The organism is Planomonospora antibiotica (assembly GCF_014647955.1).
In the GTDB taxonomy this organism is placed as follows: domain Bacteria; phylum Actinomycetota; class Actinomycetes; order Streptosporangiales; family Streptosporangiaceae; genus Planomonospora; species Planomonospora parontospora.
Genome location: NZ_BMQE01000005.1, coordinates 252,591 through 274,035, shown reverse-complemented (window position 1 = coordinate 274,035; position 21,445 = coordinate 252,591). Strand labels below are relative to the sequence as shown.

General features: G+C 73.0%; 18 protein-coding genes, 4 tRNA genes and 1 riboswitch. Of the genes, 13 read left to right on the top strand and 9 right to left on the bottom strand.

What is annotated here, in order from left to right; all coding sequences use genetic code 11:
• Nucleotides 1–61 precede the first annotated feature (61 nt).
• Nucleotides 62–529: an OsmC family protein gene (locus IEZ06_RS07200; RefSeq protein WP_189235844.1), complete on the top strand. Its 468-nt coding sequence runs from the start codon at nucleotides 62–64 to the stop codon at nucleotides 527–529.
• 15 nt (nucleotides 530–544) lie between these two features.
• Here IEZ06_RS07200 and glgA read toward each other — a convergent pair whose 3' ends face one another.
• Entirely contained in the window at nucleotides 545–1,726 is a 1,182-nt protein-coding gene (gene glgA, locus IEZ06_RS07195; RefSeq protein WP_189235843.1) for a glycogen synthase, read from the bottom strand.
• Nucleotides 1,727–1,775: 49 nt separating this feature from the next.
• Between glgA and glgC the strand changes: the two genes are divergently transcribed.
• Nucleotides 1,776–3,002, top strand: coding sequence for a glucose-1-phosphate adenylyltransferase (gene glgC / locus IEZ06_RS07190; RefSeq protein WP_189235842.1), 1,227 nt, complete (start codon nucleotides 1,776–1,778; stop codon nucleotides 3,000–3,002).
• A 111-nt stretch (nucleotides 3,003–3,113) separates the two neighbouring features.
• On the opposite strand, the gene IEZ06_RS07185 is transcribed toward glgC, so the two are convergent.
• Complete coding sequence (locus IEZ06_RS07185) at nucleotides 3,114–3,878, bottom strand: enoyl-CoA hydratase/isomerase family protein (RefSeq protein WP_229797854.1); 765 nt, start codon at nucleotides 3,876–3,878, stop codon at nucleotides 3,114–3,116.
• Between the two features lie 98 nt (nucleotides 3,879–3,976).
• Here IEZ06_RS07185 and IEZ06_RS07180 point away from each other — a divergent pair, with 98 nt between their 5' ends.
• Nucleotides 3,977–5,626, top strand: a complete 1,650-nt coding sequence (locus tag IEZ06_RS07180; protein WP_189235841.1) for a pentapeptide repeat-containing protein — start codon at nucleotides 3,977–3,979, stop codon at nucleotides 5,624–5,626.
• A gap of 103 nt (nucleotides 5,627–5,729) precedes the next feature.
• Here the strand turns inward: IEZ06_RS07180 and IEZ06_RS07175 are convergent, their stop codons facing one another.
• On the bottom strand, nucleotides 5,730–6,548 hold the full coding sequence (locus tag IEZ06_RS07175; protein WP_189235840.1) for a hypothetical protein: 819 nt from the start codon (nucleotides 6,546–6,548) through the stop codon (nucleotides 5,730–5,732).
• 112 nt (nucleotides 6,549–6,660) lie between these two features.
• Here IEZ06_RS07175 and IEZ06_RS07170 point away from each other — a divergent pair, with 112 nt between their 5' ends.
• On the top strand, nucleotides 6,661–7,305 hold the full coding sequence (locus IEZ06_RS07170) for a MarR family winged helix-turn-helix transcriptional regulator (protein ID WP_189235839.1): 645 nt from the start codon (nucleotides 6,661–6,663) through the stop codon (nucleotides 7,303–7,305).
• Between the two features lie 9 nt (nucleotides 7,306–7,314).
• Here the strand turns inward: IEZ06_RS07170 and IEZ06_RS07165 are convergent, their stop codons facing one another.
• The 6 genes from IEZ06_RS07165 to IEZ06_RS07140 all read right to left on the bottom strand — a co-directional run bounded on the left by IEZ06_RS07165 (nucleotide 7,315) and on the right by IEZ06_RS07140 (nucleotide 15,555).
• Nucleotides 7,315–8,340, bottom strand: coding sequence for a mechanosensitive ion channel family protein (locus tag IEZ06_RS07165; protein WP_189235838.1), 1,026 nt, complete (start codon nucleotides 8,338–8,340; stop codon nucleotides 7,315–7,317).
• A 61-nt stretch (nucleotides 8,341–8,401) separates the two neighbouring features.
• Nucleotides 8,402–9,397, bottom strand: coding sequence for a ribonucleotide-diphosphate reductase subunit beta (locus IEZ06_RS07160; protein ID WP_189235837.1), 996 nt, complete (start codon nucleotides 9,395–9,397; stop codon nucleotides 8,402–8,404).
• 144 nt (nucleotides 9,398–9,541) lie between these two features.
• Nucleotides 9,542–11,875, bottom strand: coding sequence for a ribonucleoside-diphosphate reductase subunit alpha (locus tag IEZ06_RS07155; protein WP_229797853.1), 2,334 nt, complete (start codon nucleotides 11,873–11,875; stop codon nucleotides 9,542–9,544).
• Between the two features lie 210 nt (nucleotides 11,876–12,085).
• A riboswitch (cobalamin riboswitch) is annotated at nucleotides 12,086–12,282 on the bottom strand.
• 4 nt (nucleotides 12,283–12,286) lie between these two features.
• On the bottom strand, nucleotides 12,287–13,321 hold the full coding sequence (locus IEZ06_RS07150) for a Bug family tripartite tricarboxylate transporter substrate binding protein (protein WP_189235836.1): 1,035 nt from the start codon (nucleotides 13,319–13,321) through the stop codon (nucleotides 12,287–12,289).
• 93 nt (nucleotides 13,322–13,414) lie between these two features.
• Nucleotides 13,415–15,241, bottom strand: a complete 1,827-nt coding sequence (gene glmS, locus IEZ06_RS07145) for a glutamine--fructose-6-phosphate transaminase (isomerizing) (RefSeq protein WP_229797852.1) — start codon at nucleotides 15,239–15,241, stop codon at nucleotides 13,415–13,417.
• A 38-nt stretch (nucleotides 15,242–15,279) separates the two neighbouring features.
• Complete coding sequence (locus tag IEZ06_RS07140) at nucleotides 15,280–15,555, bottom strand: hypothetical protein (protein ID WP_189235835.1); 276 nt, start codon at nucleotides 15,553–15,555, stop codon at nucleotides 15,280–15,282.
• A gap of 391 nt (nucleotides 15,556–15,946) precedes the next feature.
• Here IEZ06_RS07140 and IEZ06_RS07135 point away from each other — a divergent pair, with 391 nt between their 5' ends.
• From IEZ06_RS07135 to pcp, 9 genes are all read left to right on the top strand, one after another.
• Nucleotides 15,947–17,893 (top strand): N-acetylmuramoyl-L-alanine amidase, encoded by a 1,947-nt coding sequence (locus tag IEZ06_RS07135; RefSeq protein WP_203871742.1) that lies wholly within the window; start codon nucleotides 15,947–15,949, stop codon nucleotides 17,891–17,893.
• Nucleotides 17,894–17,990: 97 nt separating this feature from the next.
• Nucleotides 17,991–18,062, top strand: a tRNA-Gly gene (locus IEZ06_RS07130).
• A gap of 25 nt (nucleotides 18,063–18,087) precedes the next feature.
• Nucleotides 18,088–18,158 (top strand) — tRNA-Cys (locus IEZ06_RS07125).
• A gap of 77 nt (nucleotides 18,159–18,235) precedes the next feature.
• Nucleotides 18,236–18,307, top strand: a tRNA-Gly gene (locus tag IEZ06_RS07120).
• A 13-nt stretch (nucleotides 18,308–18,320) separates the two neighbouring features.
• A tRNA-Val gene (locus IEZ06_RS07115) sits at nucleotides 18,321–18,395 on the top strand.
• 196 nt (nucleotides 18,396–18,591) lie between these two features.
• Nucleotides 18,592–19,467, top strand: a complete 876-nt coding sequence (locus IEZ06_RS07110; RefSeq protein WP_229797851.1) for a hypothetical protein — start codon at nucleotides 18,592–18,594, stop codon at nucleotides 19,465–19,467.
• Between the two features lie 56 nt (nucleotides 19,468–19,523).
• A complete protein-coding gene (locus IEZ06_RS07105; protein ID WP_229797850.1) occupies nucleotides 19,524–20,429 on the top strand; it encodes a hypothetical protein in 906 nt (301 codons plus the stop codon).
• Between the two features lie 9 nt (nucleotides 20,430–20,438).
• Nucleotides 20,439–20,816, top strand: a complete 378-nt coding sequence (locus IEZ06_RS07100; protein WP_189235833.1) for a thiol-disulfide oxidoreductase DCC family protein — start codon at nucleotides 20,439–20,441, stop codon at nucleotides 20,814–20,816.
• A complete protein-coding gene (gene pcp, locus IEZ06_RS07095; RefSeq protein ID WP_189235832.1) occupies nucleotides 20,813–21,442 on the top strand; it encodes a pyroglutamyl-peptidase I in 630 nt (209 codons plus the stop codon). The genes IEZ06_RS07100 and pcp overlap by 4 nt, the downstream gene beginning before the upstream one ends.
• The last annotated feature ends 3 nt before the right edge of the window (nucleotides 21,443–21,445 follow it).

Below are 21,445 nucleotides of genomic sequence, written 5' to 3'. Positions count from 1 at the left end.
GAGGTCCCCGCGGGCGCGCCCCGGCCGGTGCCGGTCGCGATCGCTCCGCCATGATTCCGGCATGACACGCGAACACCGCTACCGGCTCACCGTCACCTGGACCGGGAACCGCGGCGAGGGCACCGTGAGCTACCGCGGCTACGGCCGGGAGCACGAGGTCTCCGCCCCGGGCAAGGAACCGCTGGCCGGCTCGTCCGACCCCGCCTTCCGGGGCGACCCTTCCCGCTGGAATCCCGAGGAGCTGCTCGTCGCCTCGCTCTCCCAGTGCCACATGCTCTGGTACCTGCACCTGTGCACGGCCAACGGCGTCGTGGTGACCGGCTACGCGGACGAGCCGGAGGGCGTCATGCTGGAGGACGGGAACGGCTCGGGGCGGTTCGCCGAGGTCGTGCTCCGGCCGGCCGTGACCGTCGCCTCCGCCGAGATGGCGGCCACGGCCGAGCGCCTGCACGGCGAGGTCCACGAGTACTGCTTCATCGCCCGCTCGGTGAACTTCCCCGTCAGGCCCGAGCCCGTGATCGGGTTCTGACCCCCTCCGGACCCGTCAGGCGACCAGCGACCGGTAGAGCTCCATCGTCCGCTCGGCGATCCGGGCCCAGGAGAAGTGCTCCACGGCCCGGATCCGCCCGGCCCGGCCCAGCTCGGCGGCGAGCGACGGGTCGGCCAGCAGCCGGTTGACCCGCTCGGCGAGGTCGGCGGCGAACCGGGCCGGGTCGTCCGGCGTGCCGTCCGCGGCGGTCTGCTCGATCGGGACCAGCAGCCCGGTCGAGCCGTCGGCCACGACCTCGGGGATGCCGCCGGTGGCGGTGGCGACCACGGCGGTCTCGCACGCCATGGCCTCCAGGTTCACGATGCCCATGGGCTCGTAGACCGAGGGGCAGACGAACACGGCGGCGTGGGTGAGGATCTGGATCACCTCGGGGCGCGGGAGCATCTCCGAGATCCAGACGACCCCGGCCCGGTCCCGCTCCAGCTCCCGGACGAGGCCGGTCACCTCGGCGGAGATCTCGGGCGTGTCGGGGGCGCCCGCGCAGAGCACCAGCTGGGCGTCGGGGTGCAGGTCCCGGGCCGCGTGCAGCAGGTGGACCAGGCCCTTCTGCCGGGTGATCCGCCCGACGAACACGACGTACGGCCGGCCGGCGTCGATGCCGTGCTTCTTCAGCACGTCGGTGCCGGGGTCCGGGGCGTACTCGTCGGTGTCGATGCCGTTGTGGATCACCGAGACCCGCTCCGGGTCGATCTCCGGGTAGCAGGCGAGCACGTCCCGGCGCATGCCCTCCGAGACCGCGATGATCGCGTCGGCCGCGGCCAGGGAGGTCCGCTCGGCCCACGACGAGAGGGTGTATCCCCCGCCGAGCTGCTCGGCCTTCCACGGCCGGAGCGGCTCCAGGCTGTGGGTGGTCGCCACGTGCGGCGTGCCGTACAGCAGCTTGGCCACGTGACCGGCGAAGTTGGCGTACCACGTGTGGCTGTGCACGAGGTCGGCGCCCTCGCACCCCGCGGCCATCTCCAGATCCACTCCGAGCACCTGCAGCGCGGCGTTGGCCGCTCCCAGCCCGCCGGGGACCCGGTAGGCGTCGGTCCCGGGCTCGGTCCGCGCGGCCCCGAAGCAGCGGACGCGGGTGTCGGCCAGCGCCCTCAGCTCCCTGGCGAGGTACTCGACGTGCACTCCGGCGCCGCCGTAGACCTCCGGCGGGTACTCGCGGCTCAGTAGATCGACTCGCATGGTCACACCCTAGTGTTTCATCCCCCTTCGCCAGGTTAAGGTCCTGGGTATGAGAGTCCTCGCGATCGTGCTCGCCGGCGGTGAAGGCAAGCGGCTCATGCCGCTGACTGCGGATCGGGCCAAACCGGCGGTGCCGTTCGGAGGGATCTACCGGCTGATCGACTTCGTGCTGTCGAACCTGGCCAACGGTCACTATCTGAAGATCGTCGTGCTGACGCAGTACAAGAACCACAGCCTCGACCGGCACATCTCACGCACCTGGCGCCTGTCGGCGATGCTCGGCAACTACGTCACCCCGGTCCCGGCGCAGCAGCGGCTCGGGCCGCACTGGTTCTCCGGGTCGGCCGACGCGCTGTTCCAGAACCTGAACCTGGTCTACGACGAGATGCCCGAGCACGTCATCGTGTTCGGCGCCGACCACATCTACCGGATGGACCCCCGGCAGATGGTGGAGCAGCACATCGACTCCGGCGCCGACGTGACCGTGGCGGCGATCCGGCAGCCCCTGTCGCTGGCCGACCAGTTCGGGGTGATCGAGACCGACCCGGCGGGGCGGCGGATCACCGCGTTCCGGGAGAAGCCCACCGACGCGGTGGGCCTGCCGGACGCGCCCGACCAGGTCTACGCCTCGATGGGCAACTACGTCTTCCGGACCCAGGCGATGATCGACGCGCTCCGGGAGGACGCGCTCGACCCCACCAGCAAGCACGACCTCGGCGGGAACATCATCCCGATGATGGTCAAGAGCGGCAGCGCCGAGGTCTACGACTTCGCCGACAACGTCGTGCCCGGCTCGACCGAGCGCGACCGGGGCTACTGGCGCGACGTCGGGACCCTGGACGCCTACTACGAGGCGCACATGGACCTCATCTCGGCGCACCCGTTCTTCAACCTCTACAACGACCGCTGGCCGATCTACACCGGCCACGACCCGCTCCCGCCGGCCAAGTTCGTGCACAACGACGGCGACCGGGTCGGCCGGGCGATCGACTCGCTGGTCTCCTCCGGGGTGATCGTCTCCGGCGGCCTCGCCGAGAGGTCCGTCCTCTCCCCCGGTGTGGTGCTGCACTCCCACTCCGTGGTCGAGGACTCCGTGCTGATGGGCAACGTGAAGGTCGGCAGGGGCGCGGTCGTGCGCAAGGCCATCATCGACAAGAACGTGGTCATCCCGGACGGCGCCCGGATCGGCTTCGACCTGGAGCACGACCGCTCCCGCTTCGCGGTCACCAACAGCGGCGTCGTGGTCATCGGCAAGAACGAGATCGTCGACCGGTAGGGCGCGCCGCGCCGGCGGGCGACGGGGCGGGCGGCGCCGTCCGCGCCCGGCGCCGGGGCGCCGGCTCCCGCCCTCCGCCGGTCGGGGCGCGCCCCGTGGCGGGACCGACCGTCACCGGCCCCAGGTGAAGCGGGGCGGGCGGCGCTCCAGGAAGGCCGCCACGCCCTCGGCCAGCTCCTCCCGGGAGGCCTGCTGCCATGCCCGGAAGGCCTCCTCTCCCGTCCGCCCGTCCACGATCTCCTTGCCGGCCGCCAGGGTGAGCTGCGACCGCCCGGCCATCGTGCGGGCCAGGCCGTACACCCGGCCGGCCAGTTCCCCGGCCGGCAGGACCTCGTCGACCAGGCCGATGCGCAGCGCCCGTCCGGCGTCGATCAGATCGGCGGTGTAGAGCAGCGACTTGGCCGCGGACGGGCCGACGTGCTCGACCAGGCGGCGGGTGGAGGAGAGCGGGTAGACGATGCCGAGCTTGGCCGGGGTGATCCCGAAGCGGGCGCCGTCGGCGGCCAGGCGGAGGTCGCAGGCGAGCGCGAGCTGGCAGCCGCCGCCCACGCAGAAGCCCTCGATCATCGCGATCACCGGTTTGGGGAACCGGGTCAGCGCCCGCTCCGCGGTGACGGTCAGGCCGGTGTCGTCGCCGCCCTCGGACAGCTCGGCGATCTCGGAGATGTCCGCGCCGGAGCAGAAGGTCCCGCCCGCTCCGGTGAGCACGAGCACCCGTACGGCCGGGTCCGCCGCGAGCGGCTCCAGGATGCCGGGCAGCGCCCGCCACATGTCCGCGCTCATCGCGTTGCGCTTGCCCGGTCGGTCGATCACGAGCGTGGCGACGTGCTCGGCGGGGTCGCCGAGGGTCAGCCGGAAGCCGTTGCGGATCTGCACGGGGTAGATTCTCCCTCGACCCTGATCCGATCATGAGGCGGGCCCCGCGCCCGTACGGCGGGCGGCCCCGCCATGACCGCTCCCGGGAGAGGCCCCGCATGCGACTGACGCGCCCCTTCCGGCGGCTGAACCCCGCCGAGCGGCGGCTCTGGGACGCCTACCAGACGGGCGCCTGGGTGGACCTGCGCTCCGGCGACCCGGAGGCCGACGATCCGGCGAACGGGGAGTCCTGGGGGCCGGAGCGGACGGTACGGGCGGAGGTCGTCGCGGCGCTGCTGCTCGGCGCGCGGGAGCCGGAGCCGGGCGCGACGCCCGGCCTGCGGCTGGCCGGGGCCCGGATCACCGGCAACCTGGACCTGTCGGACGGCGCCGTCGGGGCCAAGCTCCACCTGCTCAACTGCCACCTGTCCGGGACGGTCGACATCAGCGACGCGAAGACCCAGGGCCTGCGTTTCCGCGGGTGCGAACTGGGCCGGGTCCGGGCGGCGCGCAGCACCGTCGACGGGCTGCTGGACTTCGACGGCTCCTCCGTGCGCGGTCTGCGGATGGACAACGCCCACATCACCGGCCAGCTCCGGCTCGCCAGGGCGCGGGTGAGCCCTCCGGACGCGGCCGACCCCGACCTGATGCGGTTCATGGAGGACGTCAGGAAGCCGTACAGCGAGGCCGAGCGGCGGGAGCGCGGCCTGGACGACGGGCACCGCTGGGCGGTCTGGGCGGGCGGCGCGGTCGTGGACGGCGGCGCGTTCCTGCGGGGGCTGCGTGCCACCGGCGGGCTGCGCATGGTGGGCGCGAAGTTCCACGGCGGCCTCTACCTGCAGGAGGCGTCGATCACCGCCACCCCGCACGCCTCCTTCCCGGCCGCCGAACCCGCGGCCGCCGAGCCGTACGGCCACGTCGGCTTCCCTGAGACCTCCGCCACGTCGTACGCCGTCTACGCCGACTTCCTGGAGTCCTCGGCGGCCGAGTTCAGCGCGGGGTTCGACGCCGTGGGCACCGTACGGCTGCGCGGGGCGCGGATCAACGGCGTGCTCTCGTTCGACCGGGCGGCGCTGAAGGCGCCCGACCGGTCCCTGCACCTGAGCCACATGCAGGTGGAGGAGCTGATCCTCAAGCCGTCGGCGATCGAGGGCGAGGCCAATCTCGGCTACTCGCGGATCGGCGTGCTGCTGGACCACCCCGCCGCCTATCCCGACCGGGTCCAGCTCAACGGGCTGACCTACGAGGCGCTGCGCGGCTCGTGGACCGTCGCCGAGCGGCTCTCGTGGGTCGGCCGGGACCCGGGCGGCTACCGGCCGCAGCCGTACGAGCAGCTGGCCGCCTGGTACCGGCGGATCGGCCACGAGCCGGACGCCCGCCGGGTGCTGCTGGCCAAGCAGCGCGAGCACCGCGGCACGCTCAGGCCCACCGGCCGGTTCTGGGGCCGCCTGCTCGACGTCGCCGTCGGGTACGGCTACCGCCCCTGGCTGGCCGGGCTGTGGGCGGTGGTACTGCTGGCCGCGGGCACGGCGGTCTTCTCGTCCGTGCCGCCGGTGAAGATCGACCCGGACCACGTCCGGCACTTCAACGCCTTCGTCTACACGCTGGACCTGCTGGTCCCGGTGAGCGTCTTCGAGCAGCGCGGGGCCTGGGAGCCGGTGGGCTGGACCCGGTGGCTCGCCTGGACGCTGGTGGCCTCCGGCTGGATCCTGGCCACCGCTCTGATCGCCGGAGCCGCCCGGGTGCTCCGGCCGTCGAACTCCCCGTGAGGATCCCGGATCCCCCGTGACCCCCGGGTGAGGTCTTCCGGTCCCGCGTGCGGGCGCGGCCTTCGAGGCGGCGCGCCCGCACGGCGGTGATCCGCGGCGGGGCTCAGCGCCGTCCGACCCGCCCGGGCAGGGACAGGTCACCGGAGGCGACGTCGAGCACGTTGCTCACCCGCAGCAGCGGGTCGTGCAGATCGGCGTTGATCCGCAGCGCGGCGGTGACGCCGTCGTAGGCGAAGTCCTTCGGGAAGCCCAGGTCCGCCAGGGGGACCCGGATCCGCACCGTGTGGGCGTCCAGCCGCGTCGGGTAGGGCGGGCTGTCGAGGTAGAGCGGCACCCCGGGCCAGGTGCGGGGCAGGTCCGGCTTCTCGCCCTCGGCGATGTCGCGCACCTTCAGCGCTCCGTCGGGGCGGGTGGTGTCGGGGACGAGGACCACCCAGTGGCTGTGCCAGCGGGCGCCGTCGTCGTCGGTGCGGCCGTTGCGGTCCTCGTCGTAGCCGGGGGTGTCGTCGAAGTCGGGGTGGGAGGTCGCGGCGAGCGCGAGGGTGCCGCTGCCGGCGGTGAACCCGACCGTGGAGGGGTCGAGCGAGGTGGGCCAGACGTAGCTGAGCACCTCGCTGCCGGCGAAGGACCCGTGCCGCTCGGGCCGCACGGAACCGGCGCGGCCGCGTACCTGCTCGGTGAAGACGAGATGGCGCCCGTCGCGTCGCACGCTGGTGCGGACGAGGTCGAAGGCGGACGGGCGGGCGTCGCCGCGCGACGAGCGGATGCCGCCGTGCTCCGCGGCGTGCCGGTGGCCCTTCCCGTCCGGGTGGCCCTTCCCGTCCGGGTGGGCGGCCGCGGGCGTGGCGAGCAGGCCTGCGGCGAGCAGGCCGAGCGCCGCCGCGGCGGCGAGGCGGCGCCCCCGGATCTCGATTCGGGACATGCTGACCCTCTTTTCCGTTAGGAGTCCTAAGCTTCGGACTCCGAAGTAAACTAGAAGAGCACGCAGAGCCTGTCAACCTCTATGCTTAGGACTCCTGGCGAATGGAGGGGCGATGCAGCAGGAAGGGCCGCTGCCGGCCGACGCGGCCGCGCCGCCGGCCGCCGACGGGACCGACCTGGACCGCCGGCTGGCCGCGGCGCTGGAGCGGGTCGGGCACGCGGTGCGCACCCTGCTGTGGCGGCAGGCCTACGCCAACGGGCTGAGCCCGATCCAGACCCAGTTGCTGCTGCACCTGTCCGGCAGGACGCGGCCGCCGCGCTCCAGCGACCTGGCCGCCGAGTTCGACGTCTCGGCCGCCACCATGAGCGAGGCGCTCACGGCGCTGCGCCGCAAGGAGCTCGTCCGGCGGGAACCCGATCCGGGCGACCGGCGCAGCCACGTCCTCCTGCTGACCGACGCCGGCCGGAGACTCGCCGGCGAGCTGGCGCACTGGTCCGATCCCGTCACCGCCTGGCTGGGCGGCGCCCCGGAGGCCGACAAGGCCGACACGCTGCGCTTCCTGCTCGACCTCGTGGCCCGCCTCCACGGAACCGGCGTGCTCGCGGTCGCCCGGACCTGCGTGACCTGCCGCTTCTTCGCCCGCGCCGCGCACGACGACCCGGACCTGCCGCACCACTGCCGTCTGCTCGACACTCCCTTCGGGGACGCCGCCCTGCGGGTGGACTGCGCCGAGCACCAGCCGGCCGGCGAGGCGTAGGAAAGGCCGTCAGGGGGAGGTCTCGACCCGGAAGCGCGGCAGCGCCTCGGGATACTTCTCCCGGACGAACTTCAGCAGGTGCTCGCGCATGTCGCACTTGAGGTCCCAGGCGCTGGCGGAGTCGGCGGCGCTCATCAGCGCGCGCAGCTCCACCAGGCCGTTGGGCAGGACGTCGGTGACCTGGAGCACCCAGTCCTTCTGGTCCCAGAGGGGGTGCTCGCGCAGCGCGTGGTAGAGCTCGGTGCGCAGCTCGTCCACCGGGACCGACCAGTCGACCCGGAAGAGCACGTGGCCGATCACCCGGCTGCCGTGCCGGGTCCAGTTCTCGAACGGGTTGGTGGTGAAGTAGGAGACGGGCAGGACCAGCCGGCGCTCGTCCCACAGGCGCAGGACCACGTAGGTGAGGGTCAGCTCCTCGATCCGGCCCCACTCCTTCTCCACCACGACCACGTCGTCCAGCCGGATCGCGTCGCTGAAGGCGAGCTGCAGCCCCGCGACCAGGTTGCCGAGTGTCGACTGGGCGGCGATGCCCGCGACCACGCCCGCGATCCCGGCGGAGGCGAGCAGCCCGGCGCCGAGCGCGCGGACCTGCGGGAAGGTGAAGAGCATCGCGCCCAGCGCGACCACGATGACCACCGCCGAGGCGACCCGGCGGACCAGCGCGATCTGGGTGCGGATGCGCCGGGCCCGCAGGTTGCGCTCGCCCTCGATCCGGATCAGCCGGTCGAGCACGACGTCGGTCACCGCGTAGGCCGCCTGGAGGACCAGCCACGTGACGGAGCCGATCATGGCCAGGCTGAGGAGCCGCTGGATGTTCTGGTTGGTCTCGCCGTCGGCCATGGTGCCCGGCTCGTAGACCGTGTAGGCCGCGACCACGGCGGCCGTGGCGAACGCGGGCCAGGTGCAGCGCCGCATCAGCGGGCCGGCCATGACCCACTTATCCCCGATCAGTCGTGAGCGCAGCACCCGCCTCACCACCTCCACGGCCGCGACCGCGGCCAGTACGGCGACCAGCATGATGATCCAGTCCGTCACGGACGGCGTCCCCCCTCGTCGGCTTTACCGGCGAGAGGTTTCCCCTATAACTGGCCCATAATCAGAAGTCCTCGTCGAATGTGACATTCCCCTCGACAGCCACCTGATACGCAGAAACCCGGCGCTCGAAGAAGTTCGCCAGCTCCTGCACGTCCTGCAGCTCCATGAAGGCGAACGGGTTGGCGGTGCCGTACCGGACGGGCATGCCGAGCCGGGCCAGGCGCTGGTCGGCCACGTACTCCAGGTACCGCCGCATCGCCTCGACGCCCATCCCGGACAGGCCGTCGCCGCACAGGTCGGCGGCGAAGGCCAGCTCGGCCGCGACCGCCTCCTCCATCATCCGGACGACCTGCGCGGCGAGCTCGTCGTCGAAGAGATCGGGCTCCTCGGCGCGTACGGTGTCCACCACGCTGAAGGCGAACTCCATGTGCATGGACTCGTCGCGGAACACCCAGTTCGTCCCGGTGGCCAGGCCGCCGAGCAGCCCGCGGGAGCGGAACCAGTAGACGTAGGCGAAGGCGCCGTAGAAGAACAGGCCCTCGATGCAGGCGGCGAAGCAGATCAGGTTGAGCAGGAAGGCACGGCGGTCCTCCCGCGTCTCCAGCCGGTCCAGCCCGCCGAGCGAGTCGATCCAGCGGAAGCAGAACTCGGCCTTGTCCCTGATCGACGGGATGTGCTCGACCGCGGCGAAGGCCTTGACCCGCTCGTCGTGGTCGGGCAGGTAGGTGTCGAGCAGCGTCAGGTAGAACTGGACGTGCACGGCCTCCTCGTACAGCTGGCGGCTGAGGTAGAGCCGGGCCTCGGGGGCGTTGACGTGCTGGTAGAGGTTGAGGACCAGGTTGTTGGCCACGATCGAGTCGCCGGTGGCGAAGAACGCCACGAGCCGGTTGATCAGGTGGCGCTCCTGGTCCGTCATCTTCGCCAGGTCGGCGAGGTCGGAGTTCAGGTCCACCTCCTCCACCGTCCAGGTGTTGCGGATGGCGGCCCGGTAGCGCTCGTAGAAGTCCGGGTAGCGCATGGGCCGCAGGGTCAGGTCCATGCCGGGGTCGAGCAGCATGCTGGATGTCTCCGTGTCGTCGTCGGGTCGTGCGTGATGCGTGGTGCGCGAGGTCATCGGTCGCGCACGATGCGTGGTGCGCGAGGTCATCGGCCGCGCACGATGCGCGAGGTCGCCGGGTCGCGGGAGGGCCGCACCGCGGGCCTACTGGCAGGCGTCGCAGACCTCGGGGTTCTCCAGGGAGCACGCGACGGCCTCGGGGTCGGCGACCGCGGCGGGCGCGGGCGCTCCCGGAGCCGCGGCCACGGTGGTCTGGGCGATCCTCGTCGCGGGGCGCGAGCGCAGGTAGTAGGTGGTCTTCAGGCCCGACTTCCAGGCGTAGGCGTACATCGAGGAGAGCTTGCCGATGGTCGGGGTGGCCATGAAGAGGTTCAGCGACTGCGCCTGGTCGACGTACGGCGTGCGCGCGGCGGCCAGGTCGATCAGCGCCTTCTGCGGCAGCTCCCAGGCGGTCCGGTACAGGACCTTGAGGTCGGCGGGGATCTCCGGGATGTCCTGGACCGAGCCGTCGGCCCGCTTGATCGCGTCCCGGATCGGCTCGTTCCACAGCCCGCGCGCCTGCAGGTCGCGGACCAGGTAGCGGTTGACCTGGAGGAACTCGCCCGACAGGGTCTCGCGCTTGAAGACGTTGGAGACCTGGGGCTCGATGCACTCGTAGCAGCCGGCGATGGAGGCGATCGTGGCGGTCGGCGCGATCGCGATCAGCAGGGAGTTGCGCAGGCCGGTCTCCGCGATCCGCTCCCGCAGCGCGGTCCACTCGGGCGAGCGTGCGGCGGCGTAGTGGTCGGGGTGGAGCACCCCGTCCGCGGCCCGGGTCTCGCCGTAGGAGGGGTGCCGGCCCCGCTCGGCGGCCAGGTCGGCGGAGGTGCCGTAGGCGGCGAGCGCGATCTCCTCGGCGATCCGGGTGGACAGCTCCAGCGCCTCCGGCGAGTCGAACGGCAGGCGCAGCGCGAAGAACACGTCGGCCAGGCCCATCACGCCCAGCCCGATCGGCCGCCACCGGCGGTTGGCGGCCTCGGCCTCGGGCGTCGGGTAGAAGCCCAGGTCGATGGTCCGGTCCAGGAACCGCACGGCGGTGCGGACGGTGCGGCGCAGCCGCTCCCAGTCGAAGGCGTCCCCGGCCAGGTGGGCGGCCAGGTTCACCGAGCCGAGGTTGCAGACGGCCGTCTCGGCGTCGCTGGTGACCTCGAGGATCTCGGTGCAGAGGTTGGACAGGTGGATGACGTTCTCGGGGCAGGCGGTCTGGTTGGAGGTGCGGTTGGCCGCGTCCTTGAAGGTCATCCAGCCGTTGCCGGTCTGGGCCAGGGTCCGCATCATCCGGCCGTAGAGGGTCCGGGCCGGGACCCGCCGCACGGCCAGCCCGGCCTCCTCGGCGGCCCGGTAGGCGGCGTCGAAGGCGGGGCCGTACAGGTCGGTGAGGTGCGGGACGTCCTTGGGGTCGAACAGCGACCACGCCGCGTCCGCCTCGACGCGGCGCATGAACTCGTCCGGGACCCAGTTGGCCAGGTTGAGGTTGTGGGTGCGGCGGGCGTCCTCACCGGTGTTGTCGCGCAGCTCCAGGAACTCCTCGACGTCGGCGTGCCAGGTCTCCAGGTAGACGCAGGCCGCGCCCTTGCGCCGGCCGCCCTGGTTGACCGCGGCGACGCTGGAGTCCAGCGTGCGCAGCCACGGCACGATGCCGTTGGAGTGGCCGTTGGTGCCCCGGATCAGCGAGCCCCGCGAGCGCACCCGGGTCCAGGCGATGCCGATCCCCCCGGCGTACTTCGACAGGCGCGCGACCTGCGCGTAGCGCTCGTAGATGCCCTCCAGCTCGTCGCGCGGCGAGTCGAGCAGGAAGCACGACGACAGCTGCGGGCGGCGGGCGCCGGAGTTGAACAGGGTCGGCGAGCTCGGCAGGTAGGACAGCGTGGTCATGAGGCCGTACAGCTCGGCGGCCTCGGCCACCGTCTCCGACAGGCCGCAGGCCACCCGGAGGAAGAAGTGCTGCGGGCGCTCCAGGACCTTGCGGGTCTCCGGGTGGCGCAGCAGGTAGCGGTCGTAGACCGTGCGCAGGCCGAAGTACTCGAACCGGGTCTCCTCGCGGACCAGCGCGTCCAGCTCCGCCGCGTTGGCCGCGACGAACTCCGCCAGCCGGTCGGAGACCAGCCCGGCCGCACGGGTGGCGGCGACGGACTCCGAGAAGGTCCGCACGCCGTGCTCGGCGGCCTCGTCGGCGATCAGCCCGTCCAGCAGCCCGGCGGCGGTCCTGGAGTTCTCCGGGTCGGTGATCACCCGGGCGGCGGCCTCCTCGATGGCCAGCCGGCGGGCGTCCGGACCGGCTCCCGTCGCCGGTACGGCGCCGGCCGCCGTGCCGGTCCCCGCCCCGCCCGCGGCGTCGGCCACCGTGCCGATCGCCGTGTCGTTCGCCGTGCCGATCACTGCGCCGATCACCGTGCCGGCCGCCGTGCCGGTCGCGGCCTCTGCCATGGTCTGTGTCACGTGCCACCCCTCGCGCGCTGGAATTCCCCGTGTGTACGGCTCTCCAGGGACGGGCGCGCGTCGGAGGGCGGATCCCGGCCGCAGGAAGGGCACGCGGGAACCGCCTCGTCCGCGGGCCCTCCCTCGAGGCCCTGGACCGCTTGCGTGGCCGGGGCCGCCCCGACGGGCGGCCCGGACCGCCCTCGGGCGTCCCGGAGCCCGGTTCGGCTCCCCTTCCACGCGTCACCGGCAGGTCTTCGGACTCACGGGCGTGTTCGTGCGCTTCCTACTGGCCGTCGCTTCCCAGGTCTCCCCAGTGCCTCTGACGGCGGTCGTTCCCGTTCACCGCTGCGGGGCAGTCCCGGAATCGCACCGGGTTCCCTCTTTCCTCGCCCCGCCAGGGGCGAACCAGCAACGAGGAGGATCCTACATCTAGGGGCGGATCGCGCAACCGGCCCTACAATTTGTGTCCGATGAGCCCAGCAGGCCCAGCTCGTAGAGCACGCCCCGGGTCCGCTCGGTCTCGGTGGCGAGCCACTGCCCAAAGTCGCCGCCGCTCAGGTACACGCGCTCCCAGCCCTGGCGCGCGCACAGTTCCCGCCAGCGCGGGGAGGCGTCGATCCGGTCGCAGAGCGCGACGGCGGCCTCGCGGTCCTCGTCGCTCATCCCTCCGGGACCGAGCAGCCCGCGCCAGTCGGCGTACTCCAGCCGGACCTCCAGCTCCATGAGCGTCGGCGCCTCGATCCCGTCGATCCGGTCGCGGGAGGAGACCGCCAGCGCGCGCAGGCGCCCCGAGGCGAGGCCGGCGGCCAGCGCGCGGGCCGGGACCAGGACCGCGGCGGCCCATCCGCCGCCGAGCGCCTCGACGGCCTGGCCGGCCCCGGCGTACCCGGTGTAGTCGAGGAGGCGGGCGTCCACGCCCAGGCACTTGCCGATCATGCCGTAGAGGACGTGGTCCGGGCCGCCGGCCGACCGGCCGCCGACCACCAGCCCGGCGGGGTCCCGCCGGAGCCGGGCGGCGAAGTCCTCGAAGGAGCGCAGCGGCGAGTCGGCGGAGACCGCCAGCGCCGCCCACTCGCCGACCAGGCGGGCCAGCGGGGTGGCGGACTCGGCCAGCGGGGCGGCGCCGGACGTCTCCGCCCCGGCGACCATCGGCATCCCGGCCACCAGCAGCCCGCCCTCGCGGGTGAACGGCACACCGGAGGTCCGCGACGCGGCGAGGGCCGCGAGGGCGGCGGCCCCGGCCCCGCCCGGGTGGTTCCCCACCTCGACCGTCCGGGCCAGTCCGTCGCCGGTCAGCGCCGACGCCAGCGCCCGGGCCACCCGGTCGGCCTCCCGCCCGCGGGCGGCGGGCGCGATGACCGACAGCCTCCCCCACGCCGGAGGCCCGGCGCCGCCCGTCGCCCCGCATCCCGCCGCGGCGACCACGACTCCCGCGGTGATCCCGAAAAACCGCCTACGGTGCATAGGTGCCCCTTTCCCAGGGTGCCCTTGGCACTCTAGGTTACAGCACCATCACTTTCCGCAACAGAACGGGACGTAGCGGGCGTCATGCTCCGGCTACTCCACCGTGACGCTCTTGGCCAGGTTCCGGGGCTTGTCCACGTCCCGCTCCAGGGCGACGGCGGCGTGGTAGGCGAAGAGCTGGAGCGGGATGCCCAGCAGGATCGGGTCCAGCTCGACCTCGTTCTTGGGCACGACCAGGCAGTCGTCGGCCAGCTTGGGGTCGGCGACGCGGTGGCCGACCATCAGCACCCGTCCGCCGCGCGCCCGGATCTCCCCCAGCGTGGTCAGGTTCTTGTCCAGCAGCTCGTCGTCGGGGACGATCGCCACGGTCGGCATCTCCGGGCCGATCAGCGCCAGCGGGCCGTGCTTGAGCTCGCTGGCCGGGTAGGCCTCGGCGTGCACGTAGGAGATCTCCTTGAGCTTCTGCGCGCCCTCGCGCGCCACCGGGTAGCCCCGGACACGGCCGACGAACATGATGCTCGGCGAGTCGGCGTACTTCTCGGCCAGCTCCTTGACCTGCGGCTCCAGGGCGAGGATCTCCTTGATCTGGTCGGGCAGGGCGCGCAGCCCCTCGCAGATCCGGCGGCCGTCGGCCGGCGACAGGTCGCGCACCCGGCCCAGATGCAGGGCGAGCAGCGCGAAGGCCACGGCGGTCGAGGTGAACGCCTTGGTGCTGGCGACGGAGACCTCGGGCCCGGCGTGCAGGTAGACGCCGCCGTCGCACTCGCGGGCGATGGCGCTGCCGACGGTGTTGACGATGCCGAGCACCCGGCCGCCCTTGCGCTTGAGCTCCTGGACGGCCGCGAGGGTGTCGTAGGTCTCCCCCGACTGGCTGATCGCCACGTACAGGGTGTCGGGCTCCACGACCGGGTTGCGGTAGCGGAACTCGCTGGCCGGCTCGGCGTCGGCCGGGATGCGGGCCAGCTCCTCGATGAGCTGCGCGCCGATCTGGCCGGAGTAGTAGGCCGAGCCGCAACCGATGATCTTCACGCGGCGGAAGGAGCGGGTCTCCCGCGCGTCCATGTTGAGGCCGCCCAGGTGGGCGACGTTGAAGCGCTCGTCGAGGCGTCCGCGCAGGGTGCGGGCCACGGTGTCGGGCTGCTCGGAGATCTCCTTGAGCAGGTAGTGCTCGTAGCCGCCGGTGTCGTAGTGCGCGGCCTCCCAGTCGACGGTCAGCGGCTCCTTGGCGGTCTCCCGCGCGTCGCTGGCGAAGGTGTTGAACCCGTCGGCCCGCAGCACCGCGAGCTCGCCGTCCTCCAGGTGCACCACCTGGCGGGTGTAGCGGACCAGCGCGGCCACGTCGGAGGCGGCGAACATCTCCTTCTCGCCGATGCCCAGCACGATCGGGCTGCCGTTGCGGGCCACGACCACCTCACCGGGGCGCTCGGCGTCGAGCACGGCGACGCCGTAGGTGCCGACGACCCGCTTGAGCGCGAGGCGGACGGCCTCCTCCAGCGAGTCGGTCTCCTTGACGGTCCGGGCGATCAGGTGCGCCAGCACCTCGGTGTCGGTCTCGGACAGGAAGACCGCGCCGTCGGCCTCCAGCTTGGCCCGCAGCTCGTCGGCGTTCTCGATGATGCCGTTGTGCACGACCGCGACGCGCTCGTCGTTCGACAGGTGGGGGTGGGCGTTGACGTCGCTGGGCACGCCGTGGGTGGCCCAGCGGGTGTGGCCGATGCCGACCGTCCCCTTGAACCGCGCGGGCACGGCCGCCGCCAGGTCCGCCACGCGGCCCTTGACCTTGCGCATCTTCAGGCCCTTGTTGGAGACGACCACGCCGGCCGAGTCGTAGCCCCGGTACTCCAGGCGCTGGAGGCCCTCCAGCAGGATCGGCGCCGCGTCCTTCGGGCCGACGTAGGCCACGATTCCACACATGATCATCACCCTCTCACTGAGATATTTGTACCCTTTGTACGGTTTTATCCGTAAACGATCCGTCGCAACTGGCGCAGGGAGAGCTCGGGGGGCGAGACGCGGCGGGCCGCCAGCTCCGCGGCGATCCGCGGGAAGACGACGTCGTTGACCAGCCCCTTCGCCTTGAGCTCGGCGTGGCGCCGCCGGACGTACTCCTCGGTCCCCTCCGAGAAGTACGCCAGCACGTCCGCCACCACCCGCGCCGCTTCTCCCGGCCCGAGTGCGCTCGTCCGGGTCAGATGAGTGATCAGCTCCTCGTGCGGATGCCATGCGGTGGACACAGACCAGGACGATATGCAGGGAGAACGCGATTCGCCAACTTTCCTGCCCGGAATCGGGCAGGAATTCGTCGATTCCGTCCGATCGATCACATGAATCACATACGGTAGCTCATCGCTACTGTGGGTAGTGGTCCGGGCGGGAGGAACCACTATGCGCCGCCTGCCGTGCATCACCACCGTATTCGCCGCTCTCGCCGTCTCCGCCGCCTTCGGCGCGCCCTCTGCCCACGCCGTCCCGGAGCCGAACCTCCGGACGGGCCCGCAGCCGCCTCCGCTCCCCGGCCCGGAGACCACCCCGGGGAACGCACACGGAAACGGCCCGGAGACCGCCCCGGGGAACGGCGAGGGGGCCGCCCGGGAAAACCGCCCGGGAAACGGCCCGGAGAGCCGGATGCGGGACCGTCCGCACCAGGGCAGGCAGGCCGCCTTCGCCCGGGCCGCCCGGACGTACGGCGTGCCGGAGAACCTGCTGCTCGCCGTCTCCTACCTGCAGTCCCGCTGGGACGCCAACGGCGGCAGGCCGAGCGTCTCCGGCGGGTACGGCCCCATGCACCTGGTCGACGCGCGCACCGCCGCATCCTCCGGCCGCCACCGCGACGACCACCACGGCGCGGCCGGGGTGGACGCGCGCGGCGACGAGACCCGGCCGCTCCGGGTGGCGGTCCCCCGCCCCACCGCCCGCGGCGACCGGATCCCGCCGCCGGACACCCTGCACCGGGCCGCCCGCCTGACCGGGATCTCCCCCGACCGGCTGCGCCTGGACCCGGCCGCCAACATCATGGGCGGCGCCGCGCTCCTCGCCCGCCACCAGCGGAGCGGCGGAGGACGGCCGGACGCCGGCCCCGCCCACTGGTACGACGCGGTGGCCCGCTATCCCGCGACCCGGGACGCCCGGGCCGCGACGGTCTTCGCCGACGAGGTCTACGCGGCGCTCCGCACCGGAGCCGCCCGGGTGACCGACGACGGCGAGCGGGTGGTCCTGCGCCCGGACCCCGCCCTGACCCCGGCGACCCCGGCGGGCCGTGCGGAGGCGGGCCGTGCGGACCGGGACGACCGCCCGCCCCGGCGGCTCGCCCTGCGGCAGGAGACCCGGCGCAGGACCGGGCCCGACTGCCCCCGCGGGGTCTCCTGCGAGTGGATCCCCGCCGCCTACCGGAAGCTGGGCAAGGGCCGCTACGGCAACCACGACCGCTACGAGGGCCGCAGGGAGATCGACTACATCGTCATCCACGACGGGGAGACCGGCTACGACGCCATGACCCGGCTCGCGGCCAACCCCGCCTACCTGAGCTGGCACTTCACCCTCCGCTCCAGCGACGGCCACATCGCCCAGCACCTGCGCGGCCAGGACGTCGGCTGGCACGCGGGCAACTGGTACGTCAACTCCCGCTCCATCGGCCTGGAGCACGAGGGCTACCTGGCCCGCGGCGGCGCCTGGTACACCGAGGCGATGTACCGCGCCTCGGCCCGGCTGGTCCGCCACCTCGCCCGGCGGTACGGCGTGCCGCTGGACCGGGCCCACATCCTCGGCCACGACAACGTGCCCGGCGCCACCCCGGCGACCGTGCGCGGCATGCACGAGGACCCGGGCCCCTACTGGGACTGGGAGCACTACTTCGAGCTGCTGGGACGCCCGCTGGACCGGGCCGCCCGCGCTCCGCGGCCGGCCCTGGCCGCCCTGACCGCCCTCTCCGGCCGGCGGCCCGCGCGCTCGGTGACGATCCTGCCCCGCTACGCCGTCCACCGGCCCCACTTCACCGGGTGCGGCGGCGGGTCGCGCGCCTGCCCTCCCGCGGGCGCGTCCTCGGTCTGGCTGCGCACCGCCCCGGCGGCCGACGCCCCGCTGGTCAGGGACGTCGGCAAACACCCGACCGGGGGTTCCAGCCACAGCGTCTACGACCACGCCGCCCGCGCCTCGACCGGCCAGCGCTACGCCCTGGCCGAGCGCCGGGGCGACTGGACCGCGATCTGGTACCTCGGTCAGAAGGCCTGGTTCCACGACCCCGCCGGCGCCCGGACCTCCGTACGCGCCCGCGGCCCCGTGGTCACCCCCCGGCCGGGCCTGGCCTCGGTGAAGCTGTACGGCAGGCCGTACCCCGAGGCCTCGGCCTACCCGCGCGGGGTGAAGCGGCAGCGGCCCGTCCCGCTGCAGTACCGGCTCCCGGCCGGCCAGCACTACAGCCTCGGCCTGACCCGGCGCGGCTCCCACCTGCACGCGGTCACCTTCGACCCGTCGAAGCACCGCCTCATCCGGGGCGCGACGCGCTACCACCAGATCCAGTTCGGGCACCGGGTCATGTTCGTCCGGGCCGAGGACGTCGTCCGGCTCCGGAGCTGAGCGTCCCGCAGCCGCGGCGGGCGGCCCGGTTGGACGCGCGCACTCCGGGAACGCGCTAGAGTTCTCCCGTGCCCCGGACGAATTCACCGGGAAACACGCGGAAGTGGCTCAGTGGTAGAGCATCACCTTGCCAAGGTGAGGGTCGCGGGTTCGAATCCCGTCTTCCGCTCTGACGGATCCTCCGGGATCCGGCTGGTGGAGTGGCCGAGAGGCGAGGCAACGGCCTGCAAAGCCGTGTACACGGGTTCAAATCCCGTCTCCACCTCACCGCACGGGCGCCGGAGCCCTCGGGATCCGGTAAAGTGTTGCGAGCACCGCGAGGGGAAACCCGCAGCGGGACGCGCGGAAGTGGCTCAGTGGTAGAGCATCACCTTGCCAAGGTGAGGGTCGCGGGTTCGAATCCCGTCTTCCGCTCTGGTTCACCCGAGGACGATTAGCTCAGCGGGAGAGCGCTTCCCTGACACGGAAGAGGTCACAGGTTCAATCCCTGTATCGTCCACCACCAGCGGTCCCCCGGCCCCAGGCCGGGGGACCGCTTCGTTTCCGCCCCTCCAGGTTCCCCGCCGTGCCCTGACCGGCGGCCGGAATCACCCGTAGGGAGGACACCACAGGCCTCGCGAAGAGGCACCATGGAAGCACGCCTGACCCGAAATCGGGTTGATAGGTATGCTTTTGGCTTCGGCGAAGGGGGCGGGCCCGTGCTGCGTGTGGTGGTCGATCCGGAGGTGCCCGCGGAGGTGGCCAACCTCATGCGCCGGAACGGACCGCTGCTGTCCCGGTTCCACCGCGGCTGGAACCCCGAGGCGCGGGACGGCTCGCGGGTCCCCGGCCCGGTCCTGGGAGTCTTCGCGCTGACGCTGGTGCTGGCGTTCGTCACCCTCGTCGCCGCCGGGGTGGGCGCCCTCCCCCTGATCGTCCTGGCCGGGATCGAGCTCCTCGTCATGGCGATCCTCTACCTCGCCAGGAAGCCCACCCCCGCCGACTCCCTGGAGCGCGTCCTGTACCGCCACGCGGTCCAGCTCCGCGGCCGCTTCCTGGTCCTGGAGGACTTCGACCCGCCCTCGCGCCACCTGCTCGGCCGGGTCCAGCAGGCGATCGACCGCATCCTGCGCTCCCGGATCAACGCCATGGGCCTGCTGGACGGCGTCCGCAACTCGGTGATGCTCCCCGCGGAGGAGTGGGAGATCGCCCGCCTGCTGACCAAGCTGTCGGCCCTGCGGGCCAGGCACCACGACATGGCCAGGAGCGGGAGGACCCCGGAGGTGGCCGCGGCGATGGCGCCGCTGGAGCGGGCGCTGGCCGCCAGCGAGGCCGCCGTCGTCGCCCGCGTCGAGGCGCTGGAGCGCTACGCCGACCACGTCGCCGAGGCCGAGCGGGCGCTGCTCTCCCACCACCAGATCGAGGCCCTGCGCGCCCAGCTCCCGGAGTACGAGCAGCTCGTCGCGGAGGCGGGTGCGGGCCGGCTGATGGCTCCGGAGATCGGCCATCTGGCGCAGGACGCCGACCAGCTGCGGCAGGCGCTGAACGCCAGCATCCGCTCCGCCCACGAGGCGTTCCGCTATCTCGACGGATAGCCGAAAATAAGATTTCTCGACTACGGTCCGACCGCGGGAAAGGGGAGAACGAGCCGGTGCAGCATGTGGCGGTCGACCCGGAGGTTCCTGCGGAGGTCGCCGATCTGTTCCGCAGGAACGGATCGCTGCTGTCGCGCATCCGCGCCGGATGGACCCCCGAGCCCCGGCTCGACGCCCCCGGCCTGCCGGTCCGGGCGCTGCAGGTCGCCGGGGCGGTCGCAGCCCTCCTGCTGCTCGCCGGCGCCTTCCGCGCCGACGACGGGCGGATCTTCATATTCGTCCCCGCGCTGCTCCTCTTCGTGGCCTTCACCGGCCACCTGGCCGCCCGCGAGGGGCCCCTGGAGAGCGAGGACACCGAGCAGGACGTCTACCGCAACGCCCGCTGGTACGAGGACCGCTACCTGCTCCCGGAGGACTTCGACGCCCCCGCCGAGGAACTGCGCGAACGGACCCGCAAGGCGGTCGAGTACGTCCTGCGCTCCCAGGTCAACGCCTCCAGGATGCTCGACGACGCGCGCAACTCCGTGATGCTCCCGGCCCAGGAGTGGGAGATCGCCCGGCTGCTGGCCAAGCTGTCGGCCCTGCGGGACGAGCACGACCGGCTCGGCCACGACGCGAGGACCCCGGAGGTGGCCGCGGCGATGGCGCCGCTGGAGCGGGCGCTGGCCGCCAGCGAGGCCGCCGTCGTCGCCCGCGTCGAGGCGCTGGAGCGCTACGCCGGCCACGTCGCCGAGGCCGAGCGCGCCTTCCGCGCCCACCAGCAGATCGAGCTGCTCCGCTCCCGGCTGCCCAGGTACGAGGAGCTCCTCGCCGAGACGGGCGCCGACGCGCTCGCCGTGCCGGAGATCGACCACCTGGCGCAGGACGCCGGCCGGCTGGAGCGGGCGCTGCGGGAGAGCGTGCGCTCGGCGCACGAGGCCTTCCGCTACCTGGACGGCCCTAGCACAGAAGGTGACAAGTAGGGTTTGTCTATGACAGAACGACCGGTGCTGGTCTACGACGGCGACTGCGGATTCTGCACGGCGAGCGTGCACTTCGCCGAGAGGTGGATCGGCGTGCGGGCCCGGGTGACGCCCTGGCAGTCCGCCGACCTGGCCGCGCTCGGCACCACCCCGCAGCGGGCGGACCGCGAGGTGCTCTGGGTCGAGCACGGCCGGGTGTACGGCGGGGCCCAGGCCGCCGCCCGGCTGCTGATCGCCGCGGGAGCGCCGTGGAGCGCGCTGGGGTTCGCGCTCCGGCTCCCGCCGCTGCGGTGGGCGGCCCACGGCCTCTACCGGCTGGTCGCCGCCAACCGGCACCGCCTGCCCGGCGGCACCCCGGCCTGCGCCCTGCCGGCGGCCCGGCGATGAGGGCGCTGCTGGCCGGGTTCGAGCCGTTCGACGGCGCGACCGTCAACCCGTCGTGGGAGGCGGTGCGGCTGGTGCCCGGCGCGCACGCCGTACTGCTGCCGTGCGTGTTCGGCGCGGCGACCGACCGCCTGCGGGCGGCGATGCTGGAGCACGGACCCGAGGTGGTGGTCTGCGTCGGGCAGGCGGCCGGGCGGGCCGACGTCACGGTCGAACGGGTCGCGATCAACCTCGACGACGCCCGCATCCCCGACAACGCGGGCGACCAGCCGGTGGACCGCCCGGTGGTCCCCGGCGGGCCGGCCGCCTACTTCGCCACGCTGCCGGTGAAGGCCTGCGTGGCGGCGGCGCGGAAGGCGGGCGTGCCGGCGAGCGTGTCGCACAGCGCCGGGACGTTCGTCTGCAACCACGTCTTCTACGGCCTCATGCACCTGATCGCCACCGAGTTCCCGCAGGTGCGCGGGGGCTTCGTGCACGTGCCGGCCGCCCCCGGGCAGGTTCTCGACCAGGGCGGGCCGTCCATGCCGTCCATGCCGGTCACGATGGTCGCCGAGGGGCTGACCGCGATCGTGACGGCCGCCGGCCTGGTCCACGACGACCTGCGCCTGGCCGGCGGCTCGCTGCACTGACGG

Coding starts and splice junctions, on each gene's coding strand:
- IEZ06_RS07200 (WP_189235844.1), top strand. CDS start 62: ATGACACGCGAACACCGCTACCGGCTCACCGTCACCTGGACCGGGAAC.
- glgA (WP_189235843.1), bottom strand. CDS start 1,726: ATGCGAGTCGATCTACTGAGCCGCGAGTACCCGCCGGAGGTCTACGGC.
- glgC (WP_189235842.1), top strand. CDS start 1,776: ATGAGAGTCCTCGCGATCGTGCTCGCCGGCGGTGAAGGCAAGCGGCTC.
- IEZ06_RS07180 (WP_189235841.1), top strand. CDS start 3,977: ATGCGACTGACGCGCCCCTTCCGGCGGCTGAACCCCGCCGAGCGGCGG.
- IEZ06_RS07175 (WP_189235840.1), bottom strand. CDS start 6,548: ATGTCCCGAATCGAGATCCGGGGGCGCCGCCTCGCCGCCGCGGCGGCG.
- IEZ06_RS07170 (WP_189235839.1), top strand. CDS start 6,661: ATGCAGCAGGAAGGGCCGCTGCCGGCCGACGCGGCCGCGCCGCCGGCC.
- IEZ06_RS07160 (WP_189235837.1), bottom strand. CDS start 9,397: ATGCTGCTCGACCCCGGCATGGACCTGACCCTGCGGCCCATGCGCTAC.
- IEZ06_RS07150 (WP_189235836.1), bottom strand. CDS start 13,321: ATGCACCGTAGGCGGTTTTTCGGGATCACCGCGGGAGTCGTGGTCGCC.
- glmS (WP_229797852.1), bottom strand. CDS start 15,241: ATGATCATGTGTGGAATCGTGGCCTACGTCGGCCCGAAGGACGCGGCG.
- IEZ06_RS07135 (WP_203871742.1), top strand. CDS start 15,947: ATGCGGGACCGTCCGCACCAGGGCAGGCAGGCCGCCTTCGCCCGGGCC.
- IEZ06_RS07100 (WP_189235833.1), top strand. CDS start 20,439: ATGACAGAACGACCGGTGCTGGTCTACGACGGCGACTGCGGATTCTGC.
- pcp (WP_189235832.1), top strand. CDS start 20,813: ATGAGGGCGCTGCTGGCCGGGTTCGAGCCGTTCGACGGCGCGACCGTC.